Genomic DNA, 17,873 nt, shown 5'->3' with positions numbered 1-17,873 from the left:
TGATGTATCCAGCGCGCTTGCGATGGTCGATTCGTTGTGCCTGATCGCGCGGTTTCATGCGTGTCATCAGCGGCTTTGGCGCGCCGGCGTTCCTTCTTATCAAGGGCTGTCCATGCTATCGTTAAGCCCGATTTAAACCGGACGTGACGCATTCGATGAGCTATCAGGTTCTGGCCCGGAAATGGCGGCCAAAAACGTTTCAGGACATGGTGGGCCAGGAGCACGTGCTCAAGGCACTGGTGCACGCACTGGACCACGAACGGCTGCACCATGCCTATCTTTTCACGGGTACGCGGGGTGTGGGCAAGACCACCATCGGTCGCCTGCTGGCGCGCTGCCTGAACTGCGAAACCGGAATCACCTCATCGCCCTGTGGCGAGTGCAACACCTGCCAGGAAATCCTCGGCGGGCGCTTCGTCGACCTGATCGAGATCGACGCCGCCTCCCGTACCAAAGTGGAGGACATGCGCGAACTGCTGGACAACGTCCAGTACGCGCCGACACGCGGCCGCTTCAAGATCTACCTGATCGACGAAGTGCACATGCTCTCCAACTCCAGTTTCAACGCGCTGCTGAAGACGCTGGAAGAGCCGCCCGATCACGTCAAGTTCCTGTTCGCCACCACCGATCCGCAGAAACTGCCGGTGACGATCCTGTCGCGCTGCCTGCAGTTCAATCTCAAGCGGATGACGCCGGAGCACATCGTCAGCCATTTGCACCACGTGCTCGAACAGGAGCAGATCCCGTTCGAGGATCCGGCCCTGTGGCTGCTGGCCCGCGCTGCGGACGGCAGCATGCGGGACGCCCTGAGTCTGACGGACCAGGCCATCGCCTTTGGCAACCAGAAGCTGGCGGCGAGCGATGTCAGTGCCATGCTGGGTACCATCGACCAGCGCGACATCCAGAAGATCGTGGGCGCCCTGGTCAAGGGGGACGGCCCGGCCATGCTCACCGAGGTGAACCGGATCGCCGAATTCTCGCCGGACTACGCGGTGATCCTCAGCGATCTCCTGTCCCTGTTCCATCGGGTGACCCTGGAGCAGGTGGTGCCGGGCAGCGCCGACAACGCCATGGGCGATGCGGACCAGGTCAAATCCATCGCCCGTGAAGTCAGCGCCGAGGATGCCCAGCTTTTCTATCAGGCCGCGCTGATCGGCCGCAAAGACCTGACCATCACGCCGGACGCCCGTATGGGCTTTGAAATGGCGCTGTTGCGGATGCTCACCTTCCGCCCCGGTAGCGAGCGGCGCGATCCGCCGACTATCCGCTCGCAGGGCCAGGGTGCCTTGGACGAGCGCAGCGGCGCCCAGGAAGACTCCGAACCCGCGCCTGCGCCGGCGGCACCAGAACCGGCTTCCCGGCCCTCTGTACCCGAATCCGCTGCACCCGAGCCGGCGAGCCCGCGCCAGGAGGCCCCGGCACCACCGGCTGACAACGCGGGGGCGTCACAGCCGGAACCGGCCCCGACACCGGAGCCGCAAGCGGCAGCGCCCGCGGCCGGCGAAGGGCACTCGGCCGGTGAAGCGCCCGCAGCCGGTGAAACGCCGGCGGCCGATGAAGATGAAAAGGAGCCTGAGCGGGGCGATCCGGCTCCAACTCAGGCACAGGCGCCTGCGCCTCAGCCGACTCCCGAGCCTCAGCCGCAGAGCGGCCCCGAGGACGTTCCGCTGAGTGCCTATGATGATCCGTCGCTGACCTCAGGCGATTACGACGAGTCGATGTCCATGGACGCGGCGCCACCGGCGCCAGCTGAACCTGAGCCTGAGTCTGCCCCGATGCCGGAGCCGGCTCCCGAGCCTGCGCCAGCTGCGGCCGAACCCGCCAGACCAACTGCGACGGCGGCCATCGAAGCTGGTGATGCCGCCGCTGCGAACGAGGAAACGCGGGCGAGCGTCGATCCGGCCGAGTTTGAATGGCAGCGGGATTTCCGGGTGCTTGGACTGTCCGGCATGGCCGGCAACCTGGCCAGTCAGGCGGCGTTCCGGCGCGAGGGCGCCAGCGTCGTGTTGACCCTGGATTCCGGTCATGCGCGTCTGCTGACTGAGCGCCACCGGGAACGCATCGGTGAGGCGCTGAACGCGTTTTTCGGCGAGTCGCTCAAGCTGACGGTCGAGGAAGGGGAGTCCGGCCCGGAAACGCCGGCGGCCTTCGCCGAGCGCGCCCGGGTGGCCCGGCAACAGGCCGCCGAGGCGTCCATTGCCGAGGACCCGATCGTACAGAATATTGTGCAGCGCTTTGACGGCACGATTGTCGAAGGCAGCATCGAACCCGTGAAATAGGCGTGTGTCTAAGGAGCTGTACCGCGGCTCCGGGTTGAAATCGGCACCTTCATGCCGCATTCAATCCACCAGCACCGGAAACATTCGAATACCGAGGTATCTGTCATGATGAAAGGTATGGGCGACCTGATGAAACAGGCCCAGCAGATGCAGGAAGAGTTCAAGCGCATGCAGGAAGAGGCCGCCAAGGCCGAGGTGACCGGCGAAGCCGGCGCGGGCCTGGTCAAGGTGACCATGACCGGTCGCCACGACGTGCGCAAGGTGGATATCGACCCGTCCCTGCTGTCGGAAGACAAGGAAATCCTGGAAGACCTGCTGGCGGCCGCCGTCAACGACGCGGTGCGCCGTGTCGAGGAAAACCAGAAGGAACGCATGTCCGGCATGGCGTCGGAAATGGGCATGCCGCCCGGATTCAAGATGCCGTTCTGAGGCGCACGGACTCCATCCTGAGGAACTGTAATGGCATTTAGTCCCCTGGTTGACGAGCTGGTCGAGTCCCTGCGCTGTTTGCCCGGCGTGGGCCAGAAGACGGCTCAGCGTATGGCCTTCCATCTGCTGGAACGTGGCCGCGAAGGTGGCGAGCGGCTGGCGGGCGCGCTGCAGAACGCCATGAGCGGCGTGCGCCGCTGCGAATCCTGCCAGAATTTCGCCGATACCGAGCTTTGCAACCTGTGCGCCAACGAGAAGCGCCGCACCGGCACCCTCTGCGTGGTAGAGAGCCCATCCGACCTGCTGGCCATTGAGCAGGCCGGTTACTACGAAGGCAGCTACTTCGTGCTGATGGGCCACCTGTCGCCGATCGATGGCATCGGGCCGGAAGAGATCGGCATCGAGCGCCTGCTGCGTCGCATTCGCGACGAGGGCGTCAAGGAGCTGATCCTGGCCACCAATCCCACCGTCGAGGGCGAGGCCACCGCGCACTACATCGCCGACCGGCTGGACGGCCAGGACGTGCTTATCACCCGGCTTGCCCATGGTATCCCGGTCGGTGGCGAACTGGGCTACGTCGACGGCTTCACCCTGGGTCATGCCTTCCGCGGGCGCAAACCCCTGGCGGAATGACCCCGCGGTCCTTCATGTCTTTGCCTACCCAATCCGATAAGGATGTCCCATGACCCAAGCAAGCCGTGTACGCTGGATCGAGTCGCCGGCGGAGCTGGACCAATGGCTGGCGGCCTCGCCGGACCAGCCGCTGTCCCTGGATACCGAATTCGAACGGGTCAGCACCTTTTTTCCGATACCCGGGCTGATCCAGGTCGGGCTTGGCGACGATCTGCGCCTGGTCGAGCCGTCGGTTGCCGAGGCGTCGTCCGGTTTCCGTGCCTGCATTGGCGATGATCAGCGCCCGAAGTTGCTTTACGCCATGAGCGAGGACCTGGAGCTGTTCCGTCACTGGCTCGACCTGGAGCCGCAGGGCGTGCTCGATCTGCAGCTGGCCTGCGCATTGGCGGGGCTCGGTTTTTCCGTGGGCTACGCCAAGCTGGTGGAGCAGCTGTTCGATGTGGCGATCGACAAGTCCGCCACACGCTCCGACTGGCTGGCGCGCCCGCTGAGCGAGGCTCAGTGCGCCTATGCGCTGGAGGACATCCGCTACCTGGCGCCGATGTACGAACAGCTGCGCGAACGCCTGGAAGCCCGCGATCTGTATCAGGCGTGGCGGGAGGAAAGTGCCCGTTTCGCCGCCGACCTGTCCGCCCAGACCGAGCCCACCGACTACTACCTGCGCATTCGCGGTGGCTGGCACCTGAAAGCCCAACAGCAGGCCGTCCTGCGCGAGCTGGCGAACTGGCGGGAAGCGGAGTGCCGTCGCCGCGACCGTCCGCGCAACCGGGTTTTGTCCGATAACCTGCTGATTCGCGTCGCGGAGCGCATGCCCGCCAGCAAGGGTGGCCTGGCGGCCGTCGAGGAAATGCCCCCGGTGGTGGTTCGCCGTTACGGCGACACCCTGCTGAACCTGGTGGAGCAGGGCAGGTCCGCCGATGCAATTGCTGATAGAATTGAACCGCCCCTGACCCGGGACGAGCAGGGCCTGCTCAAGCAGGTCAAACGCCTGATGCGGGGGGTGGCAGAGGCGCGATCCGTGCCGATTGAGCTGCTGGCGCCGCGTCGCCGTATCGAGGCCTGCATTCGCCGCTGGCACCCGGACGACGAGGCCGCCCGCTTCTTCCTGGAGGGCTGGCGCGGCGAGTTGCTGGCGCCGGTCCTGGATGAAGTTTCGACCGTACTAGAATCAAGAGCACAGGAATCATGACACGAGAGTTTGTATCGGTGTTCGCCAGCACCCGCAAGCAGGACACTTACCTGTACGTCCGGCGCGGTCAGGTCTGGGATGACTTGCCCGAACCCCTGCGGGAGATTTTTGGCGTTCCCCGGCACGCCATGGACCTGATCATGACGCCGGAGCGCAAGCTGGCCCGCACCTCCGGCGCGGAAGTGCTCAAGGCCATCGAAGACAAGGATTTCTTCCTGCAGATGCCGGAAGAGCAGGACGCGTACATCGTTGAGTTCAAGCAGCAACTGAAGAAAGCGTAATGATCGCCGCGATTCCTTTCTGGCAACGTAAGCGTTTCGACGAAATGTCGCGCAACGAGTGGGAATCGCTTTGCGACGGCTGCGGCAAGTGCTGTCTGACCAAGCTGGAAGACGCCGATACTGGTGATGTCTACTATACCGATCTGGCGTGCCAGTATATGGACGGCGATACCTGTCAGTGCACCGTCTACAGTGAACGTCAGGCGAAAGAACCGGACTGCATCGTGCTGACACCGGAATCGGTATCGTCCTTTCACTGGCTGCCGCAAACCTGCGCCTACCGCCTGCTGGCGGAAGACAAACCACTGCCGGACTGGCACCCGCTGGTTTCCGGCGACCCGGGTTCGGTACACCGGGCGCAGGTGTCGGTGCGACAGCGTACGGTTTCCAACGCAGCCGTCGATGAGGACGACTGGGAAGAACACATCATTCATTGGGTACTTTAAGTGATTGAACAACCGATCGGAGTGGATGCACAGGCCCAGGCGGCCTACGTCATTTTCTGGGCCGTGTACGCGGTCGGATTCCTGATTTTCCTCTACCTCATGGGGCGGGGCCTGAAACGCCTGCCGGTCTATGGCGTGCGCACGCTGATCCTGGCCTGCCTGGCGGTGCTGCTGCTGACGCCGGTGCAGTCCCCGGAAGTCGTCAACTGGTGGATCCCCGCCTGGCTCCATGGCGGCTACGAGTCGATCCTGGGCAATGCCGACGAGGCGACCCGGGCGTTCTCCAACATGACGTTGGTGGCGGCCGGCGTGTTCGTGATCTGGATTCTTGACCTGGTCCGGGTGCGCATCTGGCGGCGCGAAGCCTGATCGTTGTCCGTCCAGCGTCGTTGTGGTCTTTTCTGACGCCATGGGGATAGGCTAACCTGCGTCGATCCGTTTTCAGACACGACAGATAGCCCAATTATGACGAGTGTTTTTCGATTTCGCGCCGCTGCAATCCTGCTGGCGATCTGCCTTTGCGTCGTCGCCGGCGTAAGCCGTGCCCAACAGACAACGACCGATAAACCGCAGTTGCCGCCCGCGAAGGACGTCCGGATTGTCGTCGACATCTCCGGCAGCATGAAGGACAGCGACCCGAAAAACCTTCGGCAACCCGCGGTACGTCTGCTGGCCCGGCTGCTACCGGATGACGCCCGTGGCGGCGTGTGGACTTTCGGTCAGTACGTCAACATGCTGGTGCCGTCAGCCGAGGTGTCGCCCGATTGGCGGGATACCGCCATCGAACGGTCCAGCCGCATCAATTCCGTGGCCCTGCGCACCAACATCGGCGAAGCGCTGGAAGTGGCCAGTGACGATTTCTATGGCGACCGCCGCTTCGATAACACCCACTTTATTCTGCTGACCGATGGCCGCGTCGACATTGCCGCGGACGGCCAGGCCAACGCCCGCGAGCGACAGAGAATCCTCGACGATGTGGTCGATCGCATCCGTTCCCGGGGTGCCACCATTCACACCATCGCGCTGTCGGAAAACGCCGATACGGCGTTGCTCGAGCGGCTGGCGGTGGAAACCGGCGGTACCTTCTCCGTCGCGCCCGATGCCGATGCCCTCAACCGGGTATTTGCCGAGACACTGAACGCCGCCGCCCCGCAGCCGGAAGTCCCGATTCGCGACAACCGCTTCACCGTCAGCGACGACGTGCAGGAGTTCACCGCCCTGATCTTCCACGAAGAAGCGGGCCAGCCACTGGCGCTGGTCACGCCGGACGGTGAACGACTGCCCCGGGCCTCCGGTGCCGCCAACCTGCGGTGGTACCGGGAGTCGCAGTACGACCTGATTACCCTGACTGAGCCCGCCGCCGGCGAGTGGCAGATCGACGGGGATCTGGGCGAGCAGTCGCGGGTGACGGTCGTCAGCGACCTGCGCATGGCCGTGTCGCCGCTGCCGAGTTTCTTCTACACAGGCCAGCCGGTGGCGGTTGAAGCGGCGTTCTATGAGAAAGAGCAGCCCATCACCAATCCCGATTTCCTGGGCGTTCTCGATGTGTCATTGACCCTGGCTACCCAGGACGGCCGTTCCGGCACCAAGCCCCTGTCTGGCGAGACGCCGCCGGCCGACGGGGTCTATTCCGACAGTATCGAGAAACTAAGCCAGCCCGGCACCTACGATCTGACGCTGGTGGCTGACGGCAAGACGTTCTCGCGCCAGTTCCATACCCGGATCGCTCTGCGTCCGCCGGTGAGCGTGACCGTCGAGGGCGAAGGCCAGGGCGCGAACAGCCGATACGAACTCACTATTCGTCCAGAGCATCCGGGCCTGGAGCCGACCAGCGCGCTGGTCGGAGTAAGGGTGTCGCCACCCGGCGCTGGCGGTGATGCCGGTTTCGATACGGTGCCTTACGACGCCGAGCGAGAAATCTGGCACAAGACCATCGAAGCGACGGCCGGGGACGGGGACTACAGCGTTGACGTCCGTTTCCGGGCCGAATCCGATAATGGCCAGGACCTGAACTATGCGCCCGGCTCGTTCCAGGCGGTGTTCCCGCGTCAGGGCGACGATGAAGTGGCCTATACATCGCTCAGCGCCGAGACGGTGACGACGCCGCCCGCGCAATCCCGAGGCGCCGGAGCTCCAGCGCCGTTGCCCATCGGTGCGGATTCGGAAGCGGCCGGGACGGGTGAGCCGGAAACAGCCGGGCAATCGGCTGACCAGGCGGTCGCGGACAGCGCTTCCGGCGAGCAGGTCACGGCATCGGATCAGGCTTCCGCGCCAGACGCCGGCGACACCGCGGAGTCCCAGCCGGCCATTGACCTGCCGATCGACACCTCCCAGGTCGAAACCCCGGCGCCGGAGCCCGTTGGCGAAGCCGATGAGGAAACGGCTGGCCCGGATGCGGAGCAGGACATGACGCAGGACGAAGGCGACGAGCCGTCCATCCTCGCTGCGGTGCCTCTGTGGGCCTGGGGCGCCGGCGGCGGAGTGGCCGCTCTGGCGGCCATCACCGCTCTGGTGATGCGTTCCCGTCGTCGTGCCGGCGATGAGGAACCGGAAGGCGATTCAGCGGCGGGAGACGCCGTCGCGCCGGAGAACGAGGAGATCGACGAAGACGCCGCCGTCGCGAACGCTGAGGGCGACGAGGAAGAAGGCGAATCGTCCGAACCGCCGCTGATGGAGACCCCCGAGCCCGAAGAACCACAACCGGCGGAGGAAACGTCGGCGCAAGAGGTAGCGGACTCCGAAGAACCGGATGACGGCGTGCCCACGCTCGATATCGCCGAGGAGCCCGTCGAGCCGGAGGAAGTTCCCGTCGTCGATGCCGTCGAGGACAGCGACGACGCGCCTTCCGCAGAGGCGGACGAGCCGATGGACGATATCGAGCAGTTCCTGGAGGAGGCGCGCCGGGACGAGGCTGACCTGGCGGCGGGCGAGGACGACATCCTGGCCGGGGATACGGCGGAAGAGAACAGCGACGATTACACGCTGGAGGATTTCGACCTGTCGGACATCGATGATGACCTGCCCGGGGATGACGAGTCCTCCGGAGAATCCGCGTCGCCGGACGAGTCGCCCGAAGACGACCAGGCTGAAAAAGACGACAACAAGAAAAACTGACAACGCCAGCCGGGCCGGATACGACAGGGCCCGGTGGTCTGACCGGATTGAAACCAGAATAACCGGATCAATAACAGCGAGAAGGACAGACACCCATGAAATTTACCGGTACCGAGAGTTACGTCGCCACCGATGATCTTCAGATGGCGGTCAATTCAGCCATCACCCTGCAGCGCCCCCTGTTGATCAAGGGGGAGCCGGGCACGGGCAAGACCATGCTCGCCGAAGAACTGGCCGCCGGCGTCGGCGCGCGACTGATCACCTGGCACATCAAGTCCACCACCAAGGCGCAGCAGGGCCTGTACGAATACGATGCCGTCTCCCGCCTGCGCGATTCCCAACTGGGCGATGAAAAGGTCAAGGACATCGGCAACTACATCGTCAAGGGCAAGCTGTGGGAAGCCTTCGAGGCCGAAGACCAGGTGGTGTTGCTGATCGACGAGATCGACAAGGCGGACATCGAGTTTCCCAATGATCTGCTGCTCGAGCTGGATCGCATGGAATTCTTCGTCTACGAGACCCAGCAGCAGGTCAAGGCGAAGAAGCGGCCCATCGTGGTGATCACCAGTAACAACGAGAAGGAACTGCCGGACGCGTTCCTGCGCCGCTGCTTCTTCCACTACATCAGCTTCCCGGATCACGACACCATGAAACAGATCGTGGACGTGCATTTCCCGGACGTGCAGCAGGAAGTGGTGCGGGATGCCCTGGAAGTCTTCTTCGATGTGCGCAAAGTGCCCGGCCTGAAGAAGAAGCCCTCCACCTCCGAACTGGTGGACTGGCTCAAGCTCCTGATGGCGGACGAGCTGTCGGCGAAGATGCTGCAGGAAAAGGACACCTCGTCGGCGCTGCCGCCGCTCTACGGCGCGCTGGTCAAGAACGAACAGGACGTCCACCTGCTGCAGAAACTGGCCTTTATGGCGCGTCGCCGGGGTTAATGGCTCGGCCTCTGGAAGGAGGACACTATGCTGATTGATTTTTTCATGGAGGTGCGCCGCGCCCGGGTGCCGGCCAGTCTGCGTGAATACCTGGACCTGATCGACGCACTGCAGCATCGCCTGGCGTTTGCCGATATGGAGGAGTTCTATTACCTGGCGCGCCTGTGCCTGGTGAAGGACGAGCGCCATTACGACAAGTTCGACCGGGCCTTCGCCACCTACTTCAACGGCATCGAGGATCTCGACGACCTGATGCAGCAGCTGATTCCCGAAGACTGGCTGCGCAAGGAGTTCGAGAAACAGCTCAGCGAGGAAGAAAAGGCGAAGATCGACAGCCTCGGCGGCCTGGAAGAGCTGATCAAGGCGTTCAAGGAGCGCATGGAAAACCAGAAGGAGCGCCACCAGGGCGGCAACCGCCAGATCGGCACCGGCGGGACGTCACCCTTCGGTGCCTATGGCTACAACCCGGAAGGGTTCCGCATCGGCCAGGACAAGGGGCGTCACGGCCGCGCCGTCAAGGTGTGGGAGAAACGTGGCTTCCGTGACCTGGACGATAGCATCACCCTGGGTATCCGTAACATCAAGGTGGCGTTGAGACGGTTGCGTAAATTTGCTCGACAGGGCGCCGCCGACCAGTTGGATATGGACGACACCATTCGCTCCACGGCCCGTAACGCCGGCTACCTGGACCTGAAAATGGTGCCCGAGCGTCATAACGCCGTCAAAGTGCTGATCTTCTTTGATGTGGGCGGCTCCATGGATCCGCACATTCGGGTGTGCGAGGAGCTGTTCTCGGCGGCGCGCCTGGAGTTCAAGCACATGGAGTACTTCTACTTCCACAACTTCATCTATGAGAGCGTGTGGAAGAACAACGTGCGCCGTCTCAACGAGACCACGCCGACCTGGGATGTGCTCCACAAATACACTCCGGACTACAAGGTCATCTTTGTCGGCGACGCCAGCATGGCGCCCTATGAGATCTCCCATCCCGGCGGCTCGATCGAGCACTGGAACGGGGAGGCCGGCGCGGTCTGGTTCCAGCGGGTGCAGGAGCATTTCCACAAGGTCGTCTGGCTCAATCCGCTGCCGGAGAACTACTGGGGGTCCGGCGGTTCCATCGGCATGACACGGCAGTTGGTGGGGGATCACATGTATCCGCTGACCATCGACGGCCTGGAGAATGCCATGCGCTACCTCAGCAAGTAATACCGCAGCAAAGTCGTGCTGCAGCAAGTAGTGCCGCGTGCCCGGGCATCGGCGGCGGGCCCTCGTGCCTATCCGTCGCGGGCGCGATAACAACGGGCATAAAAAAAGCCGATGCGGTTGAGGCGCATCGGCAAAGCTCGGCATATCGAACGGTTTACCCTTCAGCGAAGAATTACACCGCACCCAGACCAAAGCACGGCCTTTGCCAGCCTTCTATAAAATCATAAAAAACAGGTGAGTAGATAAAACCGACCTAAGCCGCCAAGGCCCATCCACACCTTCGGCGGACGCATGTGTAAATCACGTCGACATTAGCCGCCGCCGACGGCTGTTTCACTCCGGTTCGGGATGCCGTCTGGTATCAACTTTGGTGACCGGTGCGCCTGAACGGCCGTGGAAACGACGTGATCGGGCCCGGCCGGGCAGGTTGGGGGACAACTGTCGCTGATTTTTACATTGGCTGTTCGCGGCCGTTTCCCTTGCCGGTGAGCGGCTTTCGGGACGGGCAGGCCGGTTAGCGCCGGCTAATCCGGCGCGTTGCCAATCGTGATCGTGGGGAGCTGGGGTTTGGGGAGGGCGAGCTTCTCCGTTGGCGCCACGACGCGGGCTTCGCCGACCACAACCTCCTCGTCACGCTGGTTGGTGACCCGGCAATCGATGCGCAGACGGTTGCGGCGTTCCTTGCTGGTGACCGTCAGTTTGACGGTCAACGTATCGTCGAGCCTCACCGGGCGTTTGAAATTCAGGTTCTGTTCCAGGTAGATGGTTCCGGGCCCGGGCAGAACGGTTGCCAGGGCCGCCGAAATCAGCGAACCGCTCCACATACCGTGGGCAATACGCTCCTTGAACAGACTGTTGGCGGCAAAGATCGGATCCAGGTGAACCGGATTCACGTCACCGGAAACGGCCGCGAACAGCACCAGCTCCTCCTCGGTCAGGGAGCGGGTGTAAGTGGCGGAGTCGCCCTCCTGAATCTCGTCGTAAACGATGTTTTCCAGATACTCCATGAGTGTGTCCTTTCCGGCGGTTCCTTGCTGAGCCTTTGATGAGCTCCTGAGTCTCGCCAGCTTAGCAGGGTTTCGCCCGCATCGTGAGCCGTCGCCGCTCCGCCCGATCGGTCGGCCTGGCGGGGCATGGCTTGGACGGATCCCGGCTTTTATGCTTCTTTGAATACCGGACGGTCGTCGATTGTCCCACCCCGTCGGGCGATGGATTGGCAGAGCAACCTGGACCGGGCGATACAGTGGTCCGGCATCGCCGGATCCGATTTACCGCCCGACCGCCGGGTGGGCCAGATGGCGCTGCAGGGATGCCCGGTGCAGGCCGCGTGTCTACCTCATTCCGGGGAAAACTGGTATTCTCTCGACACTTTTTGAGACCCTTTGCTGTCGCTGGATCGGATCGCTGTCACTGTCGGCACACCAGCGGGCGGACGCGGGCACAAAGAGCACAAACAGAAAACGATAAAGCGAGAAGAAATCAGGCGTTGCCGGGCCGTTTCCTGCACCGGTAGCGACAACTGATCGAGTCAGTCACTACAAACATAATTGCAATAAACAGGAGATGGTGTGATGGATTTGGAGCAGTTCTATCAGGACAAGTATCCGCCCGGCGTCACCAACCAGATCGATCTGGACAAGTACGAAAGCATGCTCGATGTGTTCGACACCGCCGTCCGGAAGTTCGCCGACCGTCCGGCCTTCAGCGCTGTTGGCGTCACCCTGAGCTATCGGGATCTCGACACCCAGTCCCGCAATTTTGCCGCCTGGCTCCAAAACAAGACGAACCTCAAGCCGGGCGACCGGATTGCGGTCCAGATGCCCAACGTGACCCAGTACCCGGTCATTGTTTTCGGTGCCATGCGTGCTGGCCTGATCGTCGTCAACACCAACCCGCTGTACACCGAGCGGGAAATGGAACACCAGTTTAACGATTCCGGCGCCAAAGCCCTGGTCGTCCTGGCCAATATGGCGGACAAGGCCGAGAAGGTTCTGCCGCACACCGGCATTGAGCATGTGATCGTGACCGAGATCGCCGATATGCACAAACCGCTCAAGCGGATGCTGATGAACGCCGCGGTCAAGCACCTGAAGAAGATGGTGCCGGAATACAATCTGCCCAACGCCCACAGCCTGCCGCGCGTCCTGTCCGCCGGTGCCAAGTGCAAGCTGACGCCGGTCCAGGTCAAGAAAGACGACATCGCCGTGCTGCAGTACACCGGCGGCACCACCGGCGTCGCCAAGGGTGCGATGCTGACCCAGGGCAACCTGGTCGCCAACCTGCTGCAGACGCGGCCGATGATGGAAGACAACGTGGAAGAGGGGCAGGAGATCGTCATCGCTCCGTTGCCGCTCTACCACATTTATTCGTTTACCCTGAACTGCGGCATCATGCTGGAGTCCGGCGCCCACAGCGTGCTGATTCCCAACCCGCGTGACATCCCCGGCTTCGTCAAGGAGCTGAAGAACCACAAGTTCACCTCGTTCCTGGGGCTGAATACGCTGTTCGTCGCCCTGTGCAACAACGAGGAATTCAAGGCCCTGGATTTCAGCGCCCTGAAGATGACCGCCTCCGGCGGCATGGCCCTCACCAGCAGCACCGCCAAGCTCTGGAAGCAGGTCACCGGCTGTGAGATCACCGAAGGCTACGGCATGACCGAAACCTCACCGGTGGTCACCTTCAACCCGCCCAGCGCGATCCAGCTCGGCACCATCGGCCTGCCGATCTGCGGGACGCAGATCAAAACCGTCGATGAGGAAGGCAACGAAACTCCCATCGGCGAGCCCGGCGAACTGTGCGTCAAAGGTCCGCAGGTGATGAAGGGGTACTGGCAGCGTCCGGAAGAGACCAAGAAGTCTTTCACCGACGACGGTTTTTACCGCAGCGGCGATATCGCGCTGATCCAGGAAGACGGCTACATCCGCATCGTCGACCGCAAGAAGGACATGATCATCGTCTCCGGCTTCAACGTGTTCCCGAACGAAATCGAGGACGTGGTGTCCAGCCATCCGCAAGTGGTCGAGTGTGCCGCCGTTGGTGTGGCCGACGAGAAGAGCGGCGAGGCGGTGAAGGTGTTCCTGGTGAGCAACTCGCCGGAGCTGAAGGAGTCCGAGCTCAAGGAATTCTGCCGCGAGCGGCTGACCGCCTACAAGGTGCCCAAGTTCTTCGAGTTCCGCGATGAGCTGCCGAAGACCAACGTCGGCAAAATCCTGCGCCGCGAACTGCGTGACGAAGCGACAGCCAGCTAAGGCGCTATCCGCCGTCTCTAATAACCCTGTCCCGGTGATGGCCGGTGACAGGGTTTTTTGTTGAGGGGTAAGGTGTTCCCAAGCAGCCGGGTTCGAAAGAGTCTGGTAAGGTAAACCCGTTTTCATCGAATTCAGCAGCCCACCTTTTTAATGAGCAAGACGATTTCACCCGATACCGACACAACACTGCCCCGCGGCGCCGAGCTCGACGCCCGTTTCGCCGCCATGCCCCAACGCTACGTCGCCCGCATCCGCAAGACTCTGGCGCGGTGCAAGGGCAAGCCGGGAGCCAAGGAAACCGCGCGCATCGAGCGTTGGCTTGAGGAGGGCCCCGCCGAATTCGAGCGCCGGCAGAGCTTGCGCCCGTCCATCCGCTACCCGGAGGAACTGCCGGTTTCCGAACGGGTGGACGACATCCGCGCCGCGCTGGACGAGCACCAGGTGGTCATCATTGCCGGCGAAACCGGCTCCGGTAAAACCACCCAGATTCCCAAGATTTGCCTGGACGCCGGTCGTGGCACCCGGGGCTTGATCGGCCATACCCAACCTCGCCGCATCGCGGCGCGTAGCGTCTCGTCCCGCATTGCCGAAGAAATCGGGGAAAGCGTCGGTAACCGCATTGGCTACCAGGTGCGCTTCACGGACGTGACCAGCGAGAACTCCCTGGTCAAGGTCATGACGGACGGCATCCTGCTGTCCGAGATCCAGCACGACCGCTTTCTCGACGGTTACGACACCCTGATCATCGACGAGGCCCATGAGCGTAGCCTCAACATCGATTTCCTGCTGGGCTACCTGCGCAACCTGCTGCCCAAACGGCCGGACCTGAAGGTGATCATCACCTCCGCCACCATCGAGGTGGATCGCTTCAGCGCGTTCTTCAGCGATGCGCCCGTGATTGAAGTGTCCGGCCGCACCTACCCGGTGGAGGTGCGTTATCGTCCGCTGGTCAGCGGCGACGACGACAAGGACCAGGGCTGGTCGGACGGCGTTGTGGAAGCACTGGAAGAAATCGAGGCCCACGAGCGTGAGCAGGGGCAGCGACCGGGTGACGTGCTGATCTTCCTGCCCGGGGAGCGGGAAATTCGCGATATGAGCAAGGCCCTGCGCCATGCGGACTTGCGGCACACCGAAGTGCTGCCGCTGTATTCGCGGCTCAGCGCGGGTGAACAGAATCGTATTTTCCAGGGGCACGCCGGGCGACGGATTGTGCTGTCCACAAACGTGGCCGAGACGTCCCTGACGGTGCCGGGCATACGCTACGTCATCGACACCGGTGTGGCCCGTATCAGCCGCTACAGCGTGCGCTCCAAGATCCAGCGTCTGCCGGTGGAACCGGTGTCCCAGGCCAGTGCCAACCAGCGCAAGGGGCGCTGCGGCCGGGTGGCGCCGGGCATCTGCTTCCGGCTGTATGACGAAGCGGATTTCCTCAGCCGGCCCGAGTACACCGATCCGGAAATCCTGCGCACCAACCTGGCGTCGGTCATCCTGCAGATGGCGGTGTCCGGGCTGGGAGACATCCGCAGCTTCCCGTTCCTGGAGCCGCCGGATAATCGCCTGGTCAACGACGGCTACAAGCTGCTCGAAGAGTTGGGCGCGGTCGATGGCAAGCGCAAGCTGACGTCGCTGGGACGCACCATGGCTCGACTACCGGTCGACCCCCGCCTGGCGCGGATGCTGGTGGCCGGCTCCGAACAGGGCAGTCTGGCGGAAGTGTTGGTGATCATTGCCGGCCTGAGTGTCCAGGATCCCCGCGAACGCCCGCAGGAAAAACAGCAGGCCGCGGACCAGGCGCACGCGCCGTTCAACGACAAGGAATCCGATTTTGTCACGCTGCTCAACCTCTGGAACTTCTACGAGGAACAGCGCCAGGAACTGTCCCAGAACCAGCTTCGCCGGCTGTGTCAGAAAACCTTCCTGTCCTACATGCGGATGCGCGAGTGGCGCGACATTCATCGCCAACTGACGTTGTTGTGCCGCGAGCAGAAGCTGACGCTCAACCGTAAGACCGCCAGTTACGAGGCGTTGCACAAGGCGGTCCTGTCCGGTTTGCTGGGGCAGGTGGCCACCAAGTACGAGAAGCGGGAGTACCTGGCCACGCGCAATCGCAAGGTGACCCTGTTCCCCGGGTCGAAGGTCAGCAAGTCCGCTCCCAAGTGGGTTGTGGCGGCGGAAATTGTCGAGACCAGCCGCGTGTTTGCCCGCACCCTGGCTCGCATTGAGCCGGACTGGGTGGAACCGCTGGCCACGCATGTGGTCAAGCGCCATTACTTCGAGCCGCACTGGGAGCGCAAACGGGCCCAGGTAGTGGGCTTTGAGAAGGTGAGTCTCTACGGCCTGGACATTGTGCCGCGGCGGCGCATTGGCTACGACAAGGTGGACCCGGCCGAAGCCCGCCAGCTGTTCATCCGCCGCGCGCTGGTGGAAGGGGATTACAGTACCCGCGCGCCGTTCATCACCCGCAACCAGGCCATGCTGGAGACGGTCGAGGATCTGGAACGCCGCTCCCGCCGTCGCGATCTGCTGGTGGACGAGGAAACCCTGGTGGCCTTCTACGACGAACGCCTGCCGGATACGGTGGTCAGCGGCCAGCATTTCGAAACCTGGTGGAAGGGGCTGTCCGCCGGTGAGCTGAAAGCGCTGGAACTGACCGAAGCCGATATCCTGCAGCGGGCGCCGGATGCGGGGCTGACCGACGACTACCCCGACGAGATGGAGTGGGAGGGGGTGCGCTACCCGCTCAGCTACGAGTTCGAACCCACCCGCAACGACGACGGGGTGACCCTGCAGGTGCCGCTGATGGCGCTCAAGCAGGTCCCGTCTCATCGGGTCGACTGGCTGGTCCCGGGACTGCTGCGGGAGAAGTGCATCCATCTGGTCAAGGCGCTGCCCAAGGCCATCCGCCGTAACTTTGTGCCGGTGCCGGATTTTGTCGACGCGGCCCTGGCCAACATGGCGCCGTCCAACGAGCCGCTAACCGAGAAACTGGCGGATCAACTGCGCCGCATGACCGGAGTGCGCATCGATCCCGAAGCCTGGTCGGAAGCCGAGCTGCCGTCCCATCTGCGCATGAATATCCGCGTGGTGGACGAGAAGGGCAAGGCGCTGGCGGAGGGGCGTGACGTGGCCGGCATCCAGTCCCGGCTGGAACGTCAGGCCGAGGAGGCGCTGTCGTCACTGCCCGAGACGGATGACCAGCCGGAGTCGGCGCCCTCCGAACTCTGGAGCTTCGGGAGCCTGCCGGTGTCTGTCGACACCGAGCGTAGTGGGATGCAGGTGCGGGTCTACCCGGCGCTGGAGGATCTGGGGCGCGAGGTACGCCAGACCCGCTGCCTGGATCCGCTGACCGCCGAGCGTATGACCCGACGTGGTGTGGCCCGGCTGATCATCAACCGCTTCGGCCGCACCCTGGAAGGCATCGAACGCAAACTGCCCGAGTTCAAACAGGCGGCGCTGTTGTTTGCACCGGTGGGCAAGGCGGAGATCCTGCGTGATGACCTGTTGCTGTCGAGCGCCATCGATCACTTCCTGACCTCGACGCTGCCGCGTGACGCCGAGGCCTTCGACGCCGTGTTCGAGGCCGGGAGAGGGGATTTCATTCCCTTCCTGGAGCAGCGTACCAAGCTGATGTACGGGATTCTCAAGCAGTACAACGGTCTGATGAAGCAGCTCAAGGGCAAGATTCCGCTGGCGCTGGCCAACAGTATGGCGGATGTGAAATTTCAGCTGGCGCAATTGGTGTTCCCGGGTTTTCTGGTGGAGACGCCGGGAGTGTGGCTGCAGGAGTATCCCCGCTATCTGGAAGCGGTGGATCGCCGGCTTGAGAAGATGGCCCGGGAAATGGGGCGCGAACGGACCTTCCTGCACGAGTTCGACGGCCTCTGGTCGCGCTACGCCAAACGTCTCGAAGCCCACGACAAGCAGGGTGTCAGCGACCCGGAGCTGGAGCTGTATCGCTGGATGCTGGAGGAGTACCGGGTATCGTTTTTTGCCCAGCAGTTGGGCACGGCCGTGACGGTTTCCATCCAGCGCCTGGAACGGCAGTGGGAGAAAGTCAGCACCTGATCGGAGTCAACATCGACGGCTGATGCCGGAGAACCGGGAAGGGTG

At 63.1% G+C, this 17,873-nt stretch carries 13 protein-coding genes; 12 read left to right on the top strand and 1 reads right to left on the bottom strand.

Annotation, left to right across the window (positions count from 1 at the left end):
• The first annotated feature begins 155 nt into the window (after positions 1-155).
• From dnaX to GQB00_RS03645, 10 genes are all read left to right on the top strand, one after another.
• Positions 156-2,279 carry a DNA polymerase III subunit gamma/tau gene (gene dnaX / locus GQB00_RS03690; RefSeq protein WP_165855262.1) on the top strand — a complete coding sequence of 708 codons (2,124 nt, stop codon included), beginning with the start codon at positions 156-158 and terminating at the stop codon, positions 2,277-2,279.
• Between the two features lie 105 nt (positions 2,280-2,384).
• A complete protein-coding gene (locus GQB00_RS03685) occupies positions 2,385-2,708 on the top strand; it encodes a YbaB/EbfC family nucleoid-associated protein (protein WP_165855261.1) in 324 nt (107 codons plus the stop codon).
• 30 nt (positions 2,709-2,738) lie between these two features.
• Complete coding sequence (gene recR / locus GQB00_RS03680) at positions 2,739-3,341, top strand: recombination mediator RecR (RefSeq protein WP_165855260.1); 603 nt, start codon at positions 2,739-2,741, stop codon at positions 3,339-3,341.
• 49 nt (positions 3,342-3,390) lie between these two features.
• Complete coding sequence (gene rnd, locus GQB00_RS03675; protein ID WP_165855259.1) at positions 3,391-4,530, top strand: ribonuclease D; 1,140 nt, start codon at positions 3,391-3,393, stop codon at positions 4,528-4,530.
• Entirely contained in the window at positions 4,524-4,811 is a 288-nt protein-coding gene (locus GQB00_RS03670) for a YcgL domain-containing protein (protein WP_111496005.1), read from the top strand. Before rnd ends, GQB00_RS03670 begins: the two co-directional genes overlap by 7 nt.
• Complete coding sequence (locus tag GQB00_RS03665; RefSeq protein WP_165855258.1) at positions 4,811-5,257, top strand: YcgN family cysteine cluster protein; 447 nt, start codon at positions 4,811-4,813, stop codon at positions 5,255-5,257. The genes GQB00_RS03670 and GQB00_RS03665 overlap by 1 nt, the downstream gene beginning before the upstream one ends.
• Positions 5,258-5,626, top strand: a complete 369-nt coding sequence (locus GQB00_RS03660) for a hypothetical protein (RefSeq protein WP_323127243.1) — start codon at positions 5,258-5,260, stop codon at positions 5,624-5,626. It begins immediately after the preceding gene.
• A 96-nt stretch (positions 5,627-5,722) separates the two neighbouring features.
• Positions 5,723-8,371, top strand: a complete 2,649-nt coding sequence (locus tag GQB00_RS03655; protein ID WP_165855257.1) for a VWA domain-containing protein — start codon at positions 5,723-5,725, stop codon at positions 8,369-8,371.
• A gap of 95 nt (positions 8,372-8,466) precedes the next feature.
• Entirely contained in the window at positions 8,467-9,309 is an 843-nt protein-coding gene (locus GQB00_RS03650) for an AAA family ATPase (RefSeq protein WP_111496008.1), read from the top strand.
• A 27-nt stretch (positions 9,310-9,336) separates the two neighbouring features.
• Complete coding sequence (locus tag GQB00_RS03645; protein ID WP_165855256.1) at positions 9,337-10,515, top strand: vWA domain-containing protein; 1,179 nt, start codon at positions 9,337-9,339, stop codon at positions 10,513-10,515.
• A 524-nt stretch (positions 10,516-11,039) separates the two neighbouring features.
• Here the strand turns inward: GQB00_RS03645 and GQB00_RS03640 are convergent.
• On the bottom strand, positions 11,040-11,522 hold the full coding sequence (locus tag GQB00_RS03640; RefSeq protein WP_111496010.1) for a MaoC/PaaZ C-terminal domain-containing protein: 483 nt from the start codon (positions 11,520-11,522) through the stop codon (positions 11,040-11,042).
• Between the two features lie 564 nt (positions 11,523-12,086).
• Between GQB00_RS03640 and GQB00_RS03635 the strand changes: the two genes are divergently transcribed.
• Together GQB00_RS03635 and hrpA are read left to right on the top strand one after the other, a co-directional pair.
• A complete protein-coding gene (locus GQB00_RS03635) occupies positions 12,087-13,763 on the top strand; it encodes an AMP-binding protein (protein ID WP_111496011.1) in 1,677 nt (558 codons plus the stop codon).
• Between the two features lie 225 nt (positions 13,764-13,988).
• Complete coding sequence (hrpA, locus tag GQB00_RS03630; protein ID WP_416234150.1) at positions 13,989-17,828, top strand: ATP-dependent RNA helicase HrpA; 3,840 nt, start codon at positions 13,989-13,991, stop codon at positions 17,826-17,828.
• Positions 17,829-17,873: the final 45 nt, after the last annotated feature.

It is taken from the genome of Marinobacter sp. JSM 1782161 (assembly GCF_011421605.1).
Taxonomy (GTDB): Bacteria; Pseudomonadota; Gammaproteobacteria; order Pseudomonadales; family Oleiphilaceae; genus Marinobacter_A; species Marinobacter_A bohaiensis.
The sequence above is the reverse complement of the archived record's forward strand: the minus strand, read 5'-3'. Positions and strand labels throughout refer to the sequence as shown.